Genomic DNA, 18,160 nt, shown 5'->3' on the forward strand with positions numbered 1-18,160 from the left:
AGTATGAACATAAGTTTATTGACAATATTATAATGGTCAAAAAAATCAAGACAATTTTTTAACTTAATTAATTTCTGTCTTTACTTATTACTTTACCCTATAAATTCTACTATCAAGTGTAATAATTACCTAAAATTAACTAACCTATCTTTTACAATTCCTTTAGACATTTAAAATTTTATAGAGAGATAAAAACTTATATCAAACTCATTGTCATAGGATAAATAATTGTTTTTTCTGTAAATTACGTAAGGCGGTTTTGTAGTAGTTTCATACTCACTCTTTGGAAGCCATTCATGATATACCCACTGCATAAATTTTAGCATATCTCCCTGTTTTGCAACTAAATCAAACTTGGCGTAAATCCCATCAGCAATGTTAAACTTCGGCAGTCTATCACTTTTTACTTTAGTCTTGGTATCTACGGCTATGCATGCAACATATTGACACTCATCTAGCGGCGTAATAGTCGGGTTATCGTGAAAGAGCGCGATATGTTTAAATTCTGTTATATTATTGCTAAAAGCCCATGTTTGAAGCTTTTGCCAAGTTTGCTTTATCTGTGCATTATATCCGCTGTGCCTTATGTAGTAACTCTCTATAAGAGGCATTTTAACTATTGTAGGCTCTATATAGTCAAACTTTGCGGTAGATTTTTTAGCCTTTGGTGACTGCTCTATAATTTGCTGTGAATAGCTCTTATATCCGCCTACTCTCCACTCTTTTGGCGTCATCCCAAAACGCTCTTTAAAAACACGCAAAAAGGAGGTTTGAGAACTGTAGCCGCAGATATTTGCTACTTGCGTTATTGTTGAGTATCTATTTGTCAAAAGAAGATTTGAAGCTTTTTGAAGCCTGATGGATTTTATACTCTCATAAATATTTTTTGAAAATATATCTTTAAATACTCTATGCATATGAAATCTGCTTATTTTTAAATCTTCACTTAGCTCCTGCATATCTATGTTTGTATCTATATGCGTATATATATAGTACATGATGTCGTTTGCAACTTGTACTCTTTTTTCTAATGTTCTCTTTTTCATGGTTGTTATTGTAGCAAAAACAGATAACTTACTTAGCATAAAATGTGAAGAAATAATTTTTCTAAAGTTATAGAATTTCAGCAAAATTTATCCGCAAGGCACAAGAGATGAAAAAAATTTCTAAAATATTAGTTGCAAACAGAGGTGAGATAGCTCTAAGAATTATTAGAGCTTGTAAAGAGTTGGATATAAAGAGTGTGGCAATTTTTTCCGAAGTGGATATTGAGGGAATTTGGATAAAAAAAGCAGATGAGTGCTACCCGATAACAGGAGACGCACTTCAAGCTTATCTTGATTATGACAGAATCATCACTTTGGCTCTCAAAGCAGGATGTGACGCTATCCATCCTGGATATGGATTTTTATCTGAAAATGCAGAGTTTGCACAATCATGTGAAGATAGAGGAGTTATTTTTATAGGTCCAAAACCTGCTCACATCGCACTTTTTGGCGATAAGATGGCTTCTAAAGTCGCTATGAGAGAGATAGGTGTTCCCGTTTTGGAAGGAACTGACGAGCCGATAGTAGATAAAGCTGAAGGCGGGAAAATCGCTGCAAAAATCGGTTTTCCAATTATCATCAAAGCGGCATTTGGCGGCGGCGGACGAGGTATGAGAATAGTAAAGAGTGCAAAACTATTTGATGAGATGTTTGACTCCGCAACAAATGAGGCTAAAAAATATTTTGGCAAAGGGGATGTTTTTATTGAGAAATATGTTGAAAATCCTCGCCATATTGAGATTCAAATAGTAGCAGACAAATACGGCAATGTAGTCCATTTGGGCGAGAGGGACTGCTCAATACAGCGACGTCACCAAAAAGTTATAGAAATTGCACCATCACCTAGACTAAATCCTGAAGCTAGAAAAGAGTTGTACAGAATCTCTACAAAAGCGATGTTAAAACTAGGCTATGAAAGCGTGGGAACTGTAGAGTATCTGCTTGATGAAAACGACAACATCTACTTTATTGAGATGAATACAAGGGTTCAAGTTGAGCATCCCGTAACCGAGATTATCTCAGGGATTGACATTATTCAGAGAATGATAGAGATTGCAGAGGGCGATAAGCTTAAGTATCTTCAAGAGGAGATAAAATTTCGTGGGTATGCAATCGAATTTAGAATAAACGCAGAAAATCCTCAGAACAATTTTATGCCCTCAATCGGCACTATTACAAACTACATGACTCCAGGCGGTCCGGGAGTTAGGCTTGATTCAAGTGTTTCCACGGGTTACACTATTTTGCCTAATTATGATTCAATGATAGGAAAACTTATAGTATGGGCACTTGACTGGGAAGGTGCCGTAAAAAAGGCTTCAAGAGCTTTGGATGAGTTTTATATAGACGGTGTTACTACAAACCTCCCACTTCATAGAGAAATCGTAAAAGATGCAGACTTTACAGCAGGGAACATAAACACAAGTTATCTTGATAAAAAGATGGAACTTTTTAATCTAAAAGCTACAAAGACGATAGCCCAAGAGGAGAAGAAGACATCATTTATAGCAAATCTTATAAATAAAATAAAAGAGCATAAATTAATCGTTAGGCACTAACTCTAGCCGAAGCATCGTTACTGTTCTCTTTTTTATATTTGTTTGTTACAATTATCAGATACCTAATTTCTACTCTCAATAAAATGAAAGATAATTAAGGAGAATCTAGATGACTATTTTACTTAAACGCGCTTATGAAGCTCCAAGAAAAGATGACGGGTTTAGAATTCTTATTGATAGAATCTGGCCAAGAGGAGTTAGTAAAGAGGCTGCAAAAATAGATCTTTGGTTCAAAGATATTTCGCCGAGTACACCTCTTAGAAAATGGTTCTCTCATGACCCTATAAAGTGGGATAAATTTAAAGAGCGTTATATAGAAGAACTCAATAATAATTCTGAAGTAGTAAAAGAGTTTATGCGCCTACTAAGAGAACATAAGAGCGTCACTTTCGTCTATGGTGCAAAAGACACGGAGCACTCTCAAGCACCGATACTTAAAGAGTACATAGAAAAAAGGCTCAAAGAGCTATAGTTTTGTAGCGTCGTTTATACTTTTTGCGCAGATGTAACCGCTACTAAAAGCCCACTGAAAGTTATACCCGCCAAGCTCCCCTGTAACATCAACTACTTCACCTATAAAGTATAAATTTTTTACATCTAACGCTTCCATACTATATGGATTCAACTCTTGACTTAAGACTCCGCCACGGCATACTTCAGCCTTACTAAAACCAAAATTTCCTGCAGGCGCAAACTCATAGTCATGTATCTTTTGTAGTTTTTGTTTCATATCTGAAGAGATTTTTCTGCACTCAATATCCTCAACATCAAAAGCCTCCAAAAGAGCTTTAGATAATCTTTTTGGGAGTGGAATTACAGAACTTAAAAGCTTTTTACTCCCTTTTATTAGCTCAAATATATTACTCTCCGGAAGAAAATCAATTCCAATATTTCCTTTTTGCCAATAAAGCGATGCTGACAAAACTGCTGGTCCGCTTATGCCTTTGTGCGTAAAAAGAAGCTCCTCTTTTAAAACTTTGTTCTGAATTTTGATGTTAACGTAACAGCTAAGCCCACTTAATTCTTTCATCCAAAACTGCTCTTTTTGAACGGTTAAGCCTACAAGTGCCGGTATAAACTCTTCTGTTTTTATGCCAAAATCTTTTGCAATTCTTAACCCAATATCGCTGGCACCGAGACTTTTATAACTCTTAGCACCTGTTGCAACAACTACAGCCTTTGCTCTTAGAAGCTCTTTTGAGGTCTTTATCTCAAAGAAATCACTCTCTTTTTTTACCCACAAGATATCGTTATTTATATATCTATCAACATGTTTAGTAGCTTTTTTAAAAATTTTTATAATCTCATCAGAAGAGTTTTTACAAAAGTAGTAACGATTTTTACGAACTACTGCATCAACACCGTTTATATGTAGATAATTCAACAAATCATCTCTTGAAAAACTCTCAAAAACATTAAATATAAACTCTTTGTCGCCGCAATAATTATCCTGACTTACATGTACATTTGTAATATTACACTTTCCGCCACCGGAAATCTTTAGCTTTTTGGCTATTTTTGCATTTCCCTCTACAAGAGCAATGCTAAATCTTCTATTTAAATTTGAGGCACACATAAGTCCACTTGCACCTGCACCAAGTATTAAAACATCATATATCTTCATGACAAAATTATACTTTATGCCACCTTTAGCTATAATACGAAAAATATATTTTACAACTCATACTCGTACATTAAGGCTTCACGGTGGAGTATCCACCGCTGCAGAAACATTCACTTTGTATGATTGTAAAAAGATTATAAATAATGGGAACAAATGGGCAATAAACTTCATATCGTATCTCTAGGATGCACAAAAAATCTAGTCGACACCGAAGTCATGATGGGAAAACTTCAAAACTTTGAACTAACTAATGAACAGAGCGATGCCGATGTTATCATAGTTAATACTTGCGGTTTTATAGATGCGGCAAAACAAGAATCTATAAACACGGTTCTAAATCTTCATGATGCACGAAAAGAGGACTCCGTTTTGGTTATGGCAGGATGTCTTAGCGAGAGATACAAAGAGGAGTTGGCAAAAGATATGCCAGAGGTTGATATCTTTACCGGTGTTGGCGATTACGACAAGATTGATGAGCTTTTAACAGAGAAAAAGAGCAGGTTTTCAGAGGCTGTGTACCTTATAGACGGTGCCGAGCGTATAGTTACCGGCTCAACTTATCACGCTTACATAAAACTCTCAGAAGGGTGCAATCAAGCATGCAGCTTCTGCGCTATTCCATCCTTTAAAGGAAAACTAAACTCTAGAAGCTTAGATTCAATTGCAAAAGAGGTAGAGGGGCTTGTAGCAAAAGGGTATTTTGACTTTTCATTTATCTCTCAAGATAGTAGCTCATACTTAAGAGACAAAAACGTAAAAGACGGGCTTAGTCTTTTGATTCAAAGGATTGAGCTTATCGAGGGAGTAAAGAGTGCTAGAATTCTCTACCTATACCCATCAACTACCTCAATGACACTTCTTAAAAACATAGCAAAAAGCAAGATCTTCCACAACTATTTCGATATGCCTATTCAGCATATTAACGACGACATGCTGCGCATTATGAAGAGGGGTTTTGGCAAAAAAGAGACGTTAGAACTCTTAGAGTACATGAAATCACTTCCAAACTCATTTTTACGAACAAGTTTTATTGTCGGGCATCCGGGAGAGACGCAGGAGATGTTTGATGAGATGTGTGAGTTTGCATCTACATTTGGTTTTGACCGTATAAATGTCTTTGCATACTCAGACGAAGAGACAACATCTGCGCATGAGATGAGCCAAAAGATTCCGGCAAAAATTATCAACAAAAGAGCTGATATTTTAGGCAAGATTGCTTTAGAAGCCATGGAAAAATCACTAAAGTGCGAAATCGGTAAAGATGTTGAAGTTATAATAGACTCTGAGAGTGACGAGCATGAGTATCTTTTGAGTGCTAAAAAACTACTCTGGGCACCGGAAATTGACGGTGAGATTTATATAAACGACAGAACTGCAGATGAAGAGTTAATGTTTGGCAAACTCTACAGAGCCAAAATTACTGACATTGTCGGAAATACTTTAACTGCAACAGTAGATAATGCTTAAAGAGCAGACTCTCTTAAATCTTAAAGCCAAAAAGAACCTCCTAGCCTTCTCAGGCGGAGCAGACTCTACTGCTCTGTTTTTTCTTCTTTTAAAACACAACATCCATTTTGACATTGCAATTGTAAATTACGGCAAAAGAGAACAGAGCAAGGAGGAGGTGGCGTACGCGCAAAAACTAGCAAAGGTCCATCATCTGACATGTCATCTTTATAATGCGCCAAAGATTATGAAAAACTTTGAAGCAAAAGCCAGAGAGATACGCTACGACTTTTTTGAAGAGCTTATTAAAGAGTACGATTACGACAATCTATTAACTGCTCACCACCTTGGAGATAGGTTTGAGTGGATGCTTATGCAGTTTTGCAAGGGTGCAGGTTGTGTTGAGATAGCAGGGATGCAAACTATCCAAAATAGAGGTGACTACACTCTAGTGCGCCCTCTTCTTCACTTAGATAAAAAAGAGCTTCTAGCTTATCTGCATGTAAATGAAAAACACTATTTTGAAGATGAGAGCAATCTTGATGAGCAGATAAAAAGAAACTCATTTAGACACAACTTCTCTCTTCCTCTTTTAGAGAAGTATCTAGGCGGAATTAAAAAGAGTTTTGAGTATATAGATGAAGATAGAGCAGAACTTATTGACAAAGCAGAGTTAAAGAGCATTGATAGCTTTGCATATTTTAAGAGTTCCCGCAGTAAAAGAGCCGATATTTTCACTATTGATAAATATCTAAAGTCGCAGCTCTACATGTTAAGTGCAAGCGAGAGAGAAGTTATTAAAAACTACCCTACCGCTACCGTAGGAAGACGTTTTATCATAAATCAAGATGGAGGGTTTGTTTTTATTGTGCCATATGAGCAAGAGGTGCCCAAAATGGATAAGGAGTTTAAAGATGAGTGCAGAATTTTAAAAATAGAACCAAAACTCCGACCCTACCTCTACAAGAATAGAGATGCCTTTTTAAAAGTAAAGGAGTTACTTCGTGGCGTTTGACTCTTTGCTGTTATAAACCTTCATGGTAAAAGATGAGCTAATCATCTCTCCATCTCTTTTAAAATTTATAGGAAAGTTTACCGCTATTATCCAGTCACTCTTATTTACGGAATCTAAAAAGTTATAAAAACTCTTTGGTGAACTAATCTGTGATGTTGTATTTACTTCATAAACACTAAAATCATCTTCATCCTCAAGCTTGCTTTTTTTAGAAATACTCAAAGAGCTGAAAAACAATCTATGCTGTTTTTCAAACCTCTTAGGACTAAAGTTGTTTGCAAATGCTTTTATGGCATGGAGGTTATCACTCTGAAGCTTTTGAAGAACGACCTCTTTTTCAATAGAGAAATCACTCAGCTGTTTTAGTTCCGAGTTCTCTCTTTTTAACTCTGCTTTTTTTATTCTATACTCTTTACCCTCCGGTATCAATACTAAAAATGAGAATATTAAAACAAATAGCAGCAAAAACAGGGTCATGAAAATAAGGTACATATTTTGTCTTGAGTAATTAATTTTCACTGCCTAACTCCTCCTCATCTATATAGTTTGTTGAGACAAATCGAAGCCAACCGTTCTCTGCCGGATAAAAACTGCTGTATGTTCTGTGAAATATTGAGCGTAGTGGAGCTTGGAGCATAAAATTGTAAATATCTTTATTTGGCGTAATGCCGTAAAGAATAAGCCCATCTTGCATTATTTTTGCTTCAGAGAGCGTTATTCTGCTTGGTACTAAATCAAATAGATTGTTAATGCTATCTTTTAAAACGCTATTTTTTGTAAATATTTTTTCAGACATTAGACTCTGTTTCTCTACAACTGCAATCTGTTCATTAAGTTTTGAAATGTTTGTGCGAAGCTGATTTTTCTCTTCTGTTATACTCTGCAACTCCTGCGTAAATCTATAATCTTTAAAAAGTAAAAAAGCATAAGTGCTAAAGAGCATAAAAATAGTAACGCCAAAAAAGATAAAAAGAAGCTGTAAATCTTTTGTAAAAACTACCTTTGGTCTGGGCTTAATATAACTATATCTCATCTACCTCTGCCTTTGCTAATTCACACAGTGCGGTGCCTAAGTCTATTTTTCTTATATATACGTTTAAAAACATCTCCTCTTCCAAGTAGCTCTTAAGCTCAGGAGTTGCCCCTGCTCCATCTGCTATATATATAGTCTCTACAAATTTACTATCATATTTTGAATCTTTGTAAAATGTATTTAGGGCACTCTGTATTAATGAAAATCTCTGGTAATCTTCATTAAACCCACTGCTTGAGATATCAATATCTTGCTCTACGCTCTCCTTGATTTCCTCTATCTCCGAAAACTCTTCCATATCATCATTGCTGTCTAAATCTTCAATATTTGTAAAATCATCAAAGCCTGTAGAGTCATCATCGATGCTCATATCTTCTAAGTCTATACCTTCAATGTCATCTTCATCCTCTAGAGTTGTATCCAAGAGCATATCCTCATCATCTTCATGACGCTGCATATCTAAATGCTCTGCATATAGTAGTTTGGAGTTCTCAAAGATGCTAAAAGAGATATAGCTATCCTCAATTAAGACAAACATTGCCAATGTACTCTCTATCTTATCTTTAAAAAAGGTAGCCATTATCGTAAAAGGTGAGAATATAAAATCAACACCAATACTTCTATACTCATGTTTTATAGCTTCTAGGTCATACTCCGACGTATAAAAAGCCCAGTCATCTGAGAAGCAGATATATTCTGATGAGTTAATATCACAATATTTATCCATCTCAGACGTCAAACATGTTGGAATTGCACCTTGATTTGAGGATTTGTCTAAAACAGATATATAACAAAACGGTGTCTCTTTAAAAAATGAGCGGACAAACTCATACATCTTAGTATTTATTGTAGTAGTTTCAAATACTTTATGCGTACTCTGTACAACATTTTTTTTGGCACACACCTCAACATATACAACTGTCTGCAGATTTTCAACAATAATATTGATAAAAACTTTTGTATATAAAGTTTCTAAAAATTTACCAATCATGACTTATCAGCTCCGCAAAGAGGATGAGCCGAGTTGTAATTTTTTTGTTTCAATGCACTGCCCAATTTTGTATATATTTGTGTTGTTGCCATAGATGAGTGTCCCAACAACTCGCTCACATCAGCAATAGGAGCCTTCGAGTTTAAAAGGCTGGTTGCATAAGAGTGACGAAGCTGGTGAGGAGTTACCTTTAATCCAACTCTTCTAAAGACATTCATAACTATATATCTTAGACTGTTTTGGCTTAATTTTTCGCCATTTTTTTCAAAAATAAACTTTTTTTGCGTTGTTGTACTCAAATACTCATCCAGTAACTCTTTTGCGTTTGCCAAAAGCGGAATATCTCTTTGTTTATTACCTTTTCCTATAACTCTTACCCATTTATCTGAAATATCTTTAACAGTTAAAGAGGCTAATTCAGATATTCTCAACCCAAGAGTATAAAGAAGTACAACGACAAGTTTTTCTTTTATCTCACACTCTTTTAGTGCTTTTACTATATGCTCATGTGATATGGGTTTTGGCAAAGTTTTTGCAATTTTAACGCTCTCATCAGAGTTTAAAAGAACTCTCATCTGATTGTCGTTTAAGTAGTTTACAAAGGAGTGGATTGCGCTTAGTTTTTTGCTTATTGTCTTTGGATTAAGTGATGCGATTTTTATACGGTACGGCATAAGATTAAAAAGAATACTCTCCTCCTCTTGAACTATTTCAATATGCAAAAATGCCTCTCTTAGAGACTCTGCATAGCTCTTTATAGTCAAATCGGAGTAGCCCCTATTTTCTTCAAGATATAGTAAAAAATCTCTTTTTTTAGCTTCTATTAATTTTTTCAAGTAACTTCTCAAATTTACTATGATACTCAGCTGAGAGCTTTACAAGTTCATCATCTGTTACAACACTTGGTGCTAGTTTAATATAAGCACTACGCATAATCTCGCATATCATTTTTATTTTTGCCTTATCAGCATCGGAGATACTCTCTTGAAGTGCAATCTCATCTATAACTTTCATATATTTTTTAGCATCTTCAATATATGAAACATACTTCAAAGATGTTTGTGACTGCGTCATAATTGTTGCTGCCATTCGATTGTAGAGGTCTAAACTAAACGCCTCTTTAGCCAAAGAGTAAGCCTCTTTATACTCTCCTATTTCATAGTAGTATTTTGCTCTTAATGATTTTTCGTATGATGGATTAATTAAAAAATAAGCAACCATAGCAAAAAGCAAAAAAAGAGCAGTCAGCGGAATAAAAATTTTAGATTTCATGTTTTAATAACCCCTCTTTCATCATAATCTTCGCCTCTTGCATATCCATTGAACTAACATCAATGGGCGATGTTGAGTAGTAATTTAAAGTACCAAAGGGCTTGGGAATAGTAAACTTATCCCAACTATTTAATTGCCAATACTTCGTGGGCTTTATCTCAACCAAAACTATTTTAGCCTTCGCCTTTTGCGCCATGGCTATTATACCATCTGCAACCTCATGTCTTGGACCTTTTGGACCATCCGGAGTGATCCCGATATCGTAGCCATCTTTAAGTGCTCTTATTCCGTGCATTAAAACTCTTGTAGCGTTTCTATTGCTTGAACCCTCTATTGTACCAAGTCCGAAATATTTTATAGTCTTTGAAATCAACATACCGTCAAAATGGCTTGAGATTAGAACTTTTGCATGAGGTATTTTTCTATATTTTGCGTATAAATAAGGAAGCATTAAAAGCTCTCCATGCCAACAAGCAAAGATTGTCGGCTCATCTGGGATAGAATCAGGAGAGTGGAATTTTTTTTTGTTTGTCATGTAGATTAGCCTAATGAATATTGATGCGACAAAAGGCACAATAATTAGTGCTAAAGCACGAAATAACTTTTTACCCAACAACTTCTCCGCTTAAGATAGTTCTTCCTATTTGAGTGATTTTAACATCTCTAAACTTACCCAAAAGTTCATCAGAACCTTTTACTTTTATGACTATGTTGTTATCGCTTCTGCCACTAACATGATACTCTCTGTTTAAATCTTCAAAATAGACGTTATATATCTTACCCAAATGAGTCTTATTTTTTTCATCTAAAATCTCTGTATGGAGATTTTGAAGTGTTGTAAGTCTCTGCGATGCCACATCTTCGTCAATTACATCTGTAAAGTGCTCAGCTTCTGTCTCTGGGCGAGGAGAGTACTTAAATGAAAAAATTTGATCAAATCCCACTCTCCTCATGACATCCAAAGTATCTTCAAAATCTTCATCGCTCTCGCCTGGAAAAGCTACAATAATATCAGTGCTTATACTTACCTCAGGACAGACGCTTCTTAGCTTTTCAACACGGTTTAAAAACCACTCTTTTGTATAGCCGCGCTTCATATCTTTTAGTACTTTACTAGAGCCGCTTTGAAGTGGCATATGCATTGATTTGCATATTTTAGGGTTTTTTGCAAACTCCTCTATAAACTCATCATCCATATGAAAAGGGTGCGGAGAGGTAAAACGAATTCTCTTTAAATCATCAATTTTGCTAAGACGACGAAGAAGCTCTGTAAAATTGACCTTCTCATGCTCTGCTGAAAATCGGCGTCCGTAATTATTTACGTTTTGTCCTAAAAGAAAAAGCTCTTTAGCACCTGAGTCAACTGCCCTTTGCGCTTCACGCAAAATAAGTTCTGTAGGGATAGATATCTCATCACCTCGAGTTTTTGGGACAATACAATAAGTACATGACTTATCACACCCTATAGATATATTTATATAAGCTTTATAGGGCGATGTTCGAAAATCATCAAAGGCAAATTCACTCTCATCATAGTTAATATCTACCTCCACAGCCCTCTCTCTATGAAGAACTTCAGTTATCTTAGATACGTTTCTAGCACCAAGAACAAAACTTACATAAGGAGCTCTTTTTATTATCTCTTCCCCGAGATGTGATGCGGTACAGCCACAAACACCTATCTTTGCGCCCTCTTTTTTCTTTTTGTTAAAAACTCCAAGTTCTGAAAAGAGCTTGGATACGGGCTTTTCTCTGACTGAACAGGTATTAATTAAGATAAGATCCGCAATCTTTAGATTATCGGTAGTCTCGTACCCCTCTTTCTCTCTTAGTGCTGCAATTATATGCTCAGAATCTCGAGAATTCATAGCACAACCTAATGTTTGGATAAATAACTTTTTTGACATTACAAAATCTTAGTTTATAATGTGAACTTGATACATGTACTCATTATCGGCAAGTCCGTACTTAACTTCATTCATATAAAAACTTTTACCTTTAGCCTCAAAAAAATCTTGAAGTGCTAGGAGATCTTTGTGTGAGTTTTCTCTATCAAAATAAAAAATCGCGCTCTCTTGCTTCTCAAGCGTAGCCTCTATCTTCTCTAATTCAGCCTTTTTAGGCTTTGTCGTAACATCAGTTCTTGCAAACTTTAAATCCATGCTATCTCCCTACTTTTTAAATACTATATTTTCTTGCATTATAGTAAAACTCTACTAAAAATCGTATTAAAGCTATTTTTATGACTAATTTTGGTATAATATCATCCTTCATAAGAAATCCCAAAAAATATTTTTTAGCACTGTTTTTTATGAGATAACCTTGTACCAGGAAATAATAATGGAAAAAATTCTAGATATAGTTGAAGCAATCGCACATGAAAAAAGTCTTAGACCTGAAAATGTAAAAGAGGCCCTAAAAACGGCATTTATTCAGACTGCTAAAAGGGTAATTAACCAAAAATTTGCTTTTGAAGCAGTAATAAACAAAGAGACAAAAACTCTTGATATTATTCAAACAATAACAGTTGTCGCGGATGACGATGAAAAACTACAAGATGAAGATTTAGCTCCTGCCTATATCTCAATTACGGAGGCTAGGGAGTATGATGATCAGGTAGAGCTTGGTGATCAGCTTCAGATTCCACATGATTTAGAAGAGTATGGAAGAACTGCAGCTTCATCACTTCACCGTGAGATTGAGTACCACATTCAAAGACTTGTTGAAGATGAAATTTTTAATAAATATAAAGCTAAAATAGGAACACTTGTTACAGGTAGAGTTACAAGAGTTGATGACAATAATGCTACATATATAGATGTTGATGAAGTTCGTGCCGTATTACCTATGAAAAGTCGTATAAAAGGAGAGGTATTCAAAGTTGGAGACCACCTAAAAGCCGTTGTTCGCCGTGTAAATATGGATAAAGAGAGTGGCATTCAAATTGAACTCTCACGTACATCTCCAAAATTTTTAGAGGAGCTCTTAGCTCTTGAGGTCCCTGAAATTGCAGATGGAACCGTAGTGGTTGAAAAAAGTGCTCGTATTCCGGGCGAGAGAGCAAAAGTAGCACTTGTTAGTATGCACCCTCAAGTTGACGCAGTAGGCGCTACAGTAGGCGTCAAAGGTGTTCGTATCAATGCAGTAAGCCAAGAGTTAATTGGAGAAAATATAGACTGTATCGAGTACACAACAATTCCTGAGCTTTTCTTATCAAGAATTATGAGTCCTGCTATAATATCTAGCGTTGAGATTGTAAAAGATGAAAACAATGAAGCCCATAAGGCAATTGTCACCCTCTCCCCTGATCAAAAATCAAAAGCGATAGGTAAGAACGGGATAAATATTCGCCTTGCCTCAATGTTGAGCGGATTAGAGATAGAGTTAGTTGAAAATGATGATAAATCTGACAAAAGTAGTGAAGATGGTGAACAAAAAGAGAGTGTTGACGCTCTACAAGCACTATTTTCATAACACAAATCAACTTCGCTTCATATAGGGATTTAATTTTAATAGAATTAAATCCGCCGTCATATTCCCAAGCAGTGTTAAAAATGCCGTTATCATTAAAGTTCCCATTATAATCGGATAATCACGGCTAAGTGCACTCATGTAAAACAACTGCCCCATCCCCTCTATACCAAAAATAGACTCCAATATTACACTTCCGCCAATCAAACCAGGTAAAGATAGCCCTAAAAGCGTAACAATAGGTGGAAGCAAGTTTGGAAGTATATAGTAACGAAGAAGCACCTTTTTACTCAAACCGCGAGAGAGTGCAAAGTAGTAGTAGTCGCTCTTTAGTATCTCTAGAGTTAGGGAGCGTATATAGATAATCATGCTACCCACTCCTACAAATATCATAACTCCTACAGGCAAAACCAAGTGCCAAGCCATATCAAGATAGTAGGCAAACCCCTCTTTTGGCTCTACAGAGTGAAGTCCTGAAATCGGAAACAACCCTAGTGTCAAGGAGAAAAAAATTATAAAAAGAAGTGCTAAGTAAAACGAAGGCATAGAAAAAGAGATTAAAGATATTTGGCGAATTATGTAGTCACTCTTTTTTTCATAATTTAGAGCTGATTTTATTCCCAAGTATAGCGATATGATAAATACTGCGACAAGTGCCGTTATATTTATAATAAGAGTTATCGGGAGTCGCTTCAATATCTCGGCACTTACATCCTGCCCACTTACAAAAGAGATACCGAAATTTAAGCTAAATATATTTACGACCCAATCTATATACTGCTCAAAGAGCGGTTTATCTAGTCCATAGACAGCCTTTAGTGCGGCTATTGCCTCGTCGGTCATGTTTGGATTTAACTCACCTGCTGCAAAAAAGCTGTTTGGTGCGGCATGAATTGCCAAAAAAGAGATAACAGAAATAAGAATCAACATAAAGAGTATGTAGAGTATTTTTTTTATTAGCTTTTTCATTGAAAAAATTATATCTAAAAAAGTTGAAATAAGCCCTCCTTATCTCCTCACAAAACAGGAAAAGAGGAGATAAGGAGGGCTTATCTCCTCGGAAGGAGGACAAGGAGATAAGCTTATAAAAGGGTATAGGGACTAATTAGAAATTGTATGTCAAATAAACTTGAAGGTGGGTAGCGTCAAAATCATTTGTGTGATCTTTATTATCTTCATACTCGTCTAAAATAATTGCTAAAGAGGTGTCTAGTGGTCCAAATGATTTAGATGCCACTAAAGCAATTTCTGTCATTTTCTCATCTGCATTCGCTTCTGTTGTTGAAGTAGCAGCAGAGTCTATATCTACATTATAGTAACCTAGTAGTAAATCAACACCGACAACAGTAGTCTCAGCAGTTATAGCAAAAGAGTCGGCACCGGTTTTTGATACTGCACCGTACTTCCACCACATTTCAGTATATAGTTTAGACTGAGCATCGGAGCCGTTCCTAGAGGTTACAACATTAGAGCCTGTTGCAACATTAGCTACACCGATAGTACCCTCATTATCAACAGAAGAGTATGCAACTTTTACTGTAGCTATATCTTTAGCTTCATAACCAAGCATTACAGCGTATGCCTCATCTTCTTTTGCACCGGATAAATATTTGTCCGTGTCTATTTCAGTATATTGAGCACCAGCTAAAATACCATCTATATTTAAGTCAGCTTGCACCCAGAGAGCTTCTGCCATTTGCTGTAGACCGTAGTACCATGCTTGAACAGTTAATGGCTTAAAAGAGTTATTTATTAAACCGGCTACATATACACCATCTTGAGCAAAAGTATTAAACTTTCCGCCTTCTGCCACATAGCCTGCTCGTGCAGCGGTAATATCATTTATAGTAAGATTTGTAGTAACGTCATCAGCAGAGCCGTTTGACTTACCTACATATGCACCTACTAAAGTAGTATCAGGAATGCTTTGATTAATTACAACAGCGGCTTCAAAAGTATTTTGATCGATTCCCCAAGTCTCAGTAAACGCTAAAGGAGTATCAAGTGCCTGACGACCTACTTTTAGAGTTGTATCAAATGCAGAGCCTGCAATCCATAACTCACCAATATACATTGCGTCATCTAGTTGATAACCTTGTCCAGCGTTATTTGAGAAACCACCATCATCATTTTCTGTAACACCGTGAACATTTGACCAAGTATTACTTACAAGATTATTCTCTAGACCCAATGTAGTTACAAAAGTACCTTTTACACCGCCAGACACACCTTTAGTAAGATCTGTAGTCAACTCTAAATTAACGGCAGCATTACCATAAGCACCATCAGCATCAAAAAATGATGTTTTACCGTCAACTGGCTGTGATGCAGCATTGGTTTGACCCGCAGTATTATCACTATCCATTGTTCCATAAAATAGTTTTACGTCACCAGAGACTTTTGTATTTTCAATTGCAAAAGCAGTTGAACCTATTAGCATTGCTGCTATTAAACTTAATTTTGTTAATTTCATCTCATTTCTCCTAGTTTTAATATTGTCAACATATTGTCAATATATTGTTACCATAATGTCATATTTATCTTTAAATTAAGTTTAACTTATGGAAATTAATTAATAATTTTCACTTAAATGTTATTTATTTTATGTATACTTACATTATGAAAAACATAATTATGACAATATTGGCGGTTACAATCTTTAGTGCATGTAGTAAGATAGATGGAGTAAATCCATCTCAGAACAAGGCGCTAAAGAGTGTTGCCGGTAAAACAGAAAAAGAGAAGAGTGGCTATATGCAGCAAGTACTGGACAATTGGCTAAAAAATGAGTGGGAACCGGTTATAGCAGGAGTGGAGACTCCTACGGGAGATACCAAAGTTGAAATTATTCCAAATAAAGATGGCTCTGCAAAACTTATAGAGTCTAAAACAGGTGCAGTTTTAAAAGAGCTCACTGTTGAGCAGGTAGAGAGACAAAAAGAGGTACAATCCAAATATAAACAAGAGGATAGAGCATTTACCCTACAAGAGTATGTAGACAAAATGTCTGTTTACAACGCTAATCATATAACAGATGAAGAGAACTCTCATGTAAAGAAGATAGGCACTATGCCTGTAATTGGCAAGACGAAATAAAATCTATTAAAAGATAAGCCTCCCTATTAAGGGAGGAGCTTAAGCTATATTAATTATTTTTTAGCCAAATCCCAAGATAGAACAGTTTTTCCATCTTCATTCTCCTCGGCGGCAGCCATTCCCATAATATTATATCCTGCATCCACATAGTGAACTTCGCCTGTTACTCCGGATGATAAATCACTCAAGAGATACATAGCAGAGTTACCAACCTGCTCTATTGTGACATTTCTCTTTAGTGGGGCATTGATTTCATTCCAGTTAAGAATCTGCTTAAAGTCACCGATACCGGCTGCAGCTAAAGTTCTGATAGGTCCAGCACTGATTGCGTTTACTCTTTGACCCCTTTTGCCTAAATCTACAGCCATATATCTTACAGTTGACTCAAGTGCTGCTTTTGCAACACCCATAACATTATAGTTTACTATATATTTTGGTCCACCTAAGTAAGAGAGAGTTAATATAGAAGCATCATCAGCTAAAACAGACTCTAATCGGTTCGTTAAATCAATCAAAGAGTAAACCGAGATATCCATAGCGATAGCAAAGGCTTGTTTTGTCGTTTTCATAAATGGCTCGCTTAGAGCCTCTTTTGGTGCAAAAGCGACAGAGTGAACCAAAAAGTCAATCTTTCCAAAATCTTTTTCAACCAGTGAAGCAATATTTGACATATGCTCTTCATTAGAGACATCAAGTTCATACACTTTGTCACTACCAAAAGAAGCAGCCAACGGCTCTACTCTCTTTTTTAATGCATCGTTTAGATATGTAAATGCTAGCTCTGCTCCTTGTTCATGACATGACTTTGCTATTCCGTAAGCTATTGACTTATCGTTTGCCAAACCTACTATTAAGCCTCTCTTGCCCTTCATTACCATTATGCTCTCTCCTATAGTTTTATTTATTTAATGATTGCGCATATTCGCACATCGTACAAAAATGTTCCGCATAAAGAGCGGCACTGCCTACTAAAACACCGTCAATACCTTCAAGAGCCAAAACTTCTTTAGCATTTGTTACCTTAACACTTCCGCCATAAAGAAGAGGAGCCAAAGATTTTTTCTTCAGTTCACCGTGTATAGCCACTATATCCTCAGAAGTAGGGGTAAGCCCTGTTCCTATAGCCCAAACCGGCTCATAAGCTATAATGAGATTTTCATATGATGTATCTATCCCTTCATACTGCTTGGAAATATACTCCATCATATTTTCAAATCCTGCTTCTCTGACCTCTAAAGGCTCTCCTACGCAGTAAACAATCTTAAAACCAAGCTCTTTATAAAAATCAAACTTTTTTACAAGCTCCTCTTGCGTCTCGCCTATTACATGTCTTCGTTCACTATGACCTATTAAAATTGTTTTTATACCAAACTCTTCTAACTGCTCATAACCGATTTCTCCGGTAAATGCTCCCTTAATCGTAGGATATGCATTTTGAGCACCGATTGTTACTGCTCCGGAGTGTGCTATCAGACTTGATGTTGCAGGAAAGACTAAAACTTCCTCAGAAATATTTTTTTCTCTTAAAAAACTCTCCACTTCACTTATATATTTGTTAGTTTTTTCTCTTGTAAGGTTTGTTTTTAAATTTGCCGCGATAATCATAA

Annotated in this window: 20 protein-coding genes; 6 read left to right on the forward strand and 14 right to left on the reverse strand. The window is 35.9% G+C overall.

All coding sequences use genetic code 11. The annotated features are described in order from the left end of the window. Window positions 1–170: 170 nt before the first annotated feature. Window positions 171–1,046, reverse strand: coding sequence for a GyrI-like domain-containing protein (locus tag M0Q20_RS07220; protein WP_295059893.1), 876 nt, complete (start codon window positions 1,044–1,046; stop codon window positions 171–173). A 107-nt stretch (window positions 1,047–1,153) separates the two neighbouring features. Between M0Q20_RS07220 and M0Q20_RS07225 the strand changes: the two genes are divergently transcribed. Further along, window positions 1,154–2,605: an acetyl-CoA carboxylase biotin carboxylase subunit gene (locus M0Q20_RS07225; RefSeq protein ID WP_295059895.1), complete on the forward strand. Its 1,452-nt coding sequence runs from the start codon at window positions 1,154–1,156 to the stop codon at window positions 2,603–2,605. Window positions 2,606–2,714: 109 nt separating this feature from the next. Next, window positions 2,715–3,077, forward strand: coding sequence for a DUF488 domain-containing protein (locus tag M0Q20_RS07230; RefSeq protein ID WP_295059897.1), 363 nt, complete (start codon window positions 2,715–2,717; stop codon window positions 3,075–3,077). Here the strand turns inward: M0Q20_RS07230 and M0Q20_RS07235 are convergent. Further along, entirely contained in the window at window positions 3,072–4,229 is a 1,158-nt protein-coding gene (locus tag M0Q20_RS07235; RefSeq protein WP_295059900.1) for an aminoacetone oxidase family FAD-binding enzyme, read from the reverse strand. The two genes, M0Q20_RS07230 and M0Q20_RS07235, sit on opposite strands and share 6 nt — an antisense overlap. A gap of 153 nt (window positions 4,230–4,382) precedes the next feature. On the opposite strand from M0Q20_RS07235, the gene rimO reads away from it, so the two are divergent. After that, window positions 4,383–5,696: a 30S ribosomal protein S12 methylthiotransferase RimO gene (rimO, locus tag M0Q20_RS07240; RefSeq protein ID WP_295059902.1), complete on the forward strand. Its 1,314-nt coding sequence runs from the start codon at window positions 4,383–4,385 to the stop codon at window positions 5,694–5,696. Next, window positions 5,689–6,690 carry a tRNA lysidine(34) synthetase TilS gene (gene tilS / locus M0Q20_RS07245; RefSeq protein WP_295059905.1) on the forward strand — a complete coding sequence of 334 codons (1,002 nt, stop codon included), beginning with the start codon at window positions 5,689–5,691 and terminating at the stop codon, window positions 6,688–6,690. The genes rimO and tilS overlap by 8 nt, the downstream gene beginning before the upstream one ends. Here the strand turns inward: tilS and M0Q20_RS07250 are convergent. Genes M0Q20_RS07250 through M0Q20_RS07285 form a run of 8 tightly spaced genes read right to left on the reverse strand, consistent with a single transcriptional unit; the run spans window position 6,673 to window position 12,148 of the window. Next, window positions 6,673–7,209 (reverse strand): hypothetical protein, encoded by a 537-nt coding sequence (locus tag M0Q20_RS07250; RefSeq protein ID WP_295059908.1) that lies wholly within the window; start codon window positions 7,207–7,209, stop codon window positions 6,673–6,675. The genes tilS and M0Q20_RS07250 overlap by 18 nt on opposite strands. Continuing rightward, on the reverse strand, window positions 7,199–7,723 hold the full coding sequence (locus M0Q20_RS07255) for a hypothetical protein (RefSeq protein WP_295059910.1): 525 nt from the start codon (window positions 7,721–7,723) through the stop codon (window positions 7,199–7,201). The genes M0Q20_RS07250 and M0Q20_RS07255 overlap by 11 nt, the downstream gene beginning before the upstream one ends. Then, complete coding sequence (locus M0Q20_RS07260) at window positions 7,713–8,714, reverse strand: hypothetical protein (protein ID WP_295059914.1); 1,002 nt, start codon at window positions 8,712–8,714, stop codon at window positions 7,713–7,715. The genes M0Q20_RS07255 and M0Q20_RS07260 overlap by 11 nt, the downstream gene beginning before the upstream one ends. Then, window positions 8,711–9,550: a tyrosine-type recombinase/integrase gene (locus M0Q20_RS07265; RefSeq protein WP_295059917.1), complete on the reverse strand. Its 840-nt coding sequence runs from the start codon at window positions 9,548–9,550 to the stop codon at window positions 8,711–8,713. The genes M0Q20_RS07260 and M0Q20_RS07265 overlap by 4 nt, the downstream gene beginning before the upstream one ends. After that, a complete protein-coding gene (locus M0Q20_RS07270; protein WP_295059921.1) occupies window positions 9,528–9,986 on the reverse strand; it encodes a hypothetical protein in 459 nt (152 codons plus the stop codon). Before M0Q20_RS07270 ends, M0Q20_RS07265 begins: the two co-directional genes overlap by 23 nt. After that, window positions 9,976–10,599, reverse strand: coding sequence for a lysophospholipid acyltransferase family protein (locus M0Q20_RS07275; RefSeq protein WP_295059923.1), 624 nt, complete (start codon window positions 10,597–10,599; stop codon window positions 9,976–9,978). Before M0Q20_RS07275 ends, M0Q20_RS07270 begins: the two co-directional genes overlap by 11 nt. Continuing rightward, window positions 10,592–11,893: a tRNA (N6-isopentenyl adenosine(37)-C2)-methylthiotransferase MiaB gene (gene miaB, locus M0Q20_RS07280; RefSeq protein WP_295059926.1), complete on the reverse strand. Its 1,302-nt coding sequence runs from the start codon at window positions 11,891–11,893 to the stop codon at window positions 10,592–10,594. Before miaB ends, M0Q20_RS07275 begins: the two co-directional genes overlap by 8 nt. A 9-nt stretch (window positions 11,894–11,902) precedes the next feature. Further along, window positions 11,903–12,148, reverse strand: coding sequence for an HP0268 family nuclease (locus tag M0Q20_RS07285; protein WP_295059929.1), 246 nt, complete (start codon window positions 12,146–12,148; stop codon window positions 11,903–11,905). Window positions 12,149–12,326: 178 nt separating this feature from the next. On the opposite strand from M0Q20_RS07285, the gene nusA reads away from it, so the two are divergent. Continuing rightward, window positions 12,327–13,460 (forward strand): transcription termination factor NusA, encoded by a 1,134-nt coding sequence (gene nusA, locus M0Q20_RS07290; RefSeq protein ID WP_295059931.1) that lies wholly within the window; start codon window positions 12,327–12,329, stop codon window positions 13,458–13,460. Window positions 13,461–13,466: 6 nt separating this feature from the next. Here nusA and M0Q20_RS07295 read toward each other — a convergent pair whose 3' ends face one another. Both M0Q20_RS07295 and M0Q20_RS07300 read right to left on the reverse strand, forming a co-directional pair. Beyond that, window positions 13,467–14,426: an ABC transporter permease gene (locus tag M0Q20_RS07295; RefSeq protein ID WP_295059933.1), complete on the reverse strand. Its 960-nt coding sequence runs from the start codon at window positions 14,424–14,426 to the stop codon at window positions 13,467–13,469. Between the two features lie 136 nt (window positions 14,427–14,562). After that, on the reverse strand, window positions 14,563–15,930 hold the full coding sequence (locus M0Q20_RS07300) for a hypothetical protein (protein ID WP_295059935.1): 1,368 nt from the start codon (window positions 15,928–15,930) through the stop codon (window positions 14,563–14,565). Between the two features lie 146 nt (window positions 15,931–16,076). Between M0Q20_RS07300 and M0Q20_RS07305 the strand changes: the two genes are divergently transcribed. Then, the gene (locus M0Q20_RS07305; RefSeq protein WP_295059938.1) at window positions 16,077–16,553 is read left to right on the forward strand and encodes a hypothetical protein; all 477 of its coding nucleotides are present in this window, start codon (window positions 16,077–16,079) and stop codon (window positions 16,551–16,553) included. Window positions 16,554–16,606: 53 nt separating this feature from the next. On the opposite strand, the gene fabI is transcribed toward M0Q20_RS07305, so the two are convergent. Both fabI and M0Q20_RS07315 read right to left on the reverse strand, forming a co-directional pair. Next, window positions 16,607–17,431, reverse strand: coding sequence for an enoyl-ACP reductase FabI (gene fabI, locus M0Q20_RS07310; protein ID WP_295059941.1), 825 nt, complete (start codon window positions 17,429–17,431; stop codon window positions 16,607–16,609). Window positions 17,432–17,450: 19 nt separating this feature from the next. After that, complete coding sequence (locus M0Q20_RS07315) at window positions 17,451–18,158, reverse strand: triose-phosphate isomerase (RefSeq protein ID WP_295059944.1); 708 nt, start codon at window positions 18,156–18,158, stop codon at window positions 17,451–17,453. Window positions 18,159–18,160 lie beyond the last annotated feature (2 nt).

The organism is Sulfurimonas sp. (assembly GCF_023229025.1).
In the GTDB taxonomy this organism is placed as follows: Bacteria; Campylobacterota; Campylobacteria; order Campylobacterales; family Sulfurimonadaceae; genus Sulfurimonas.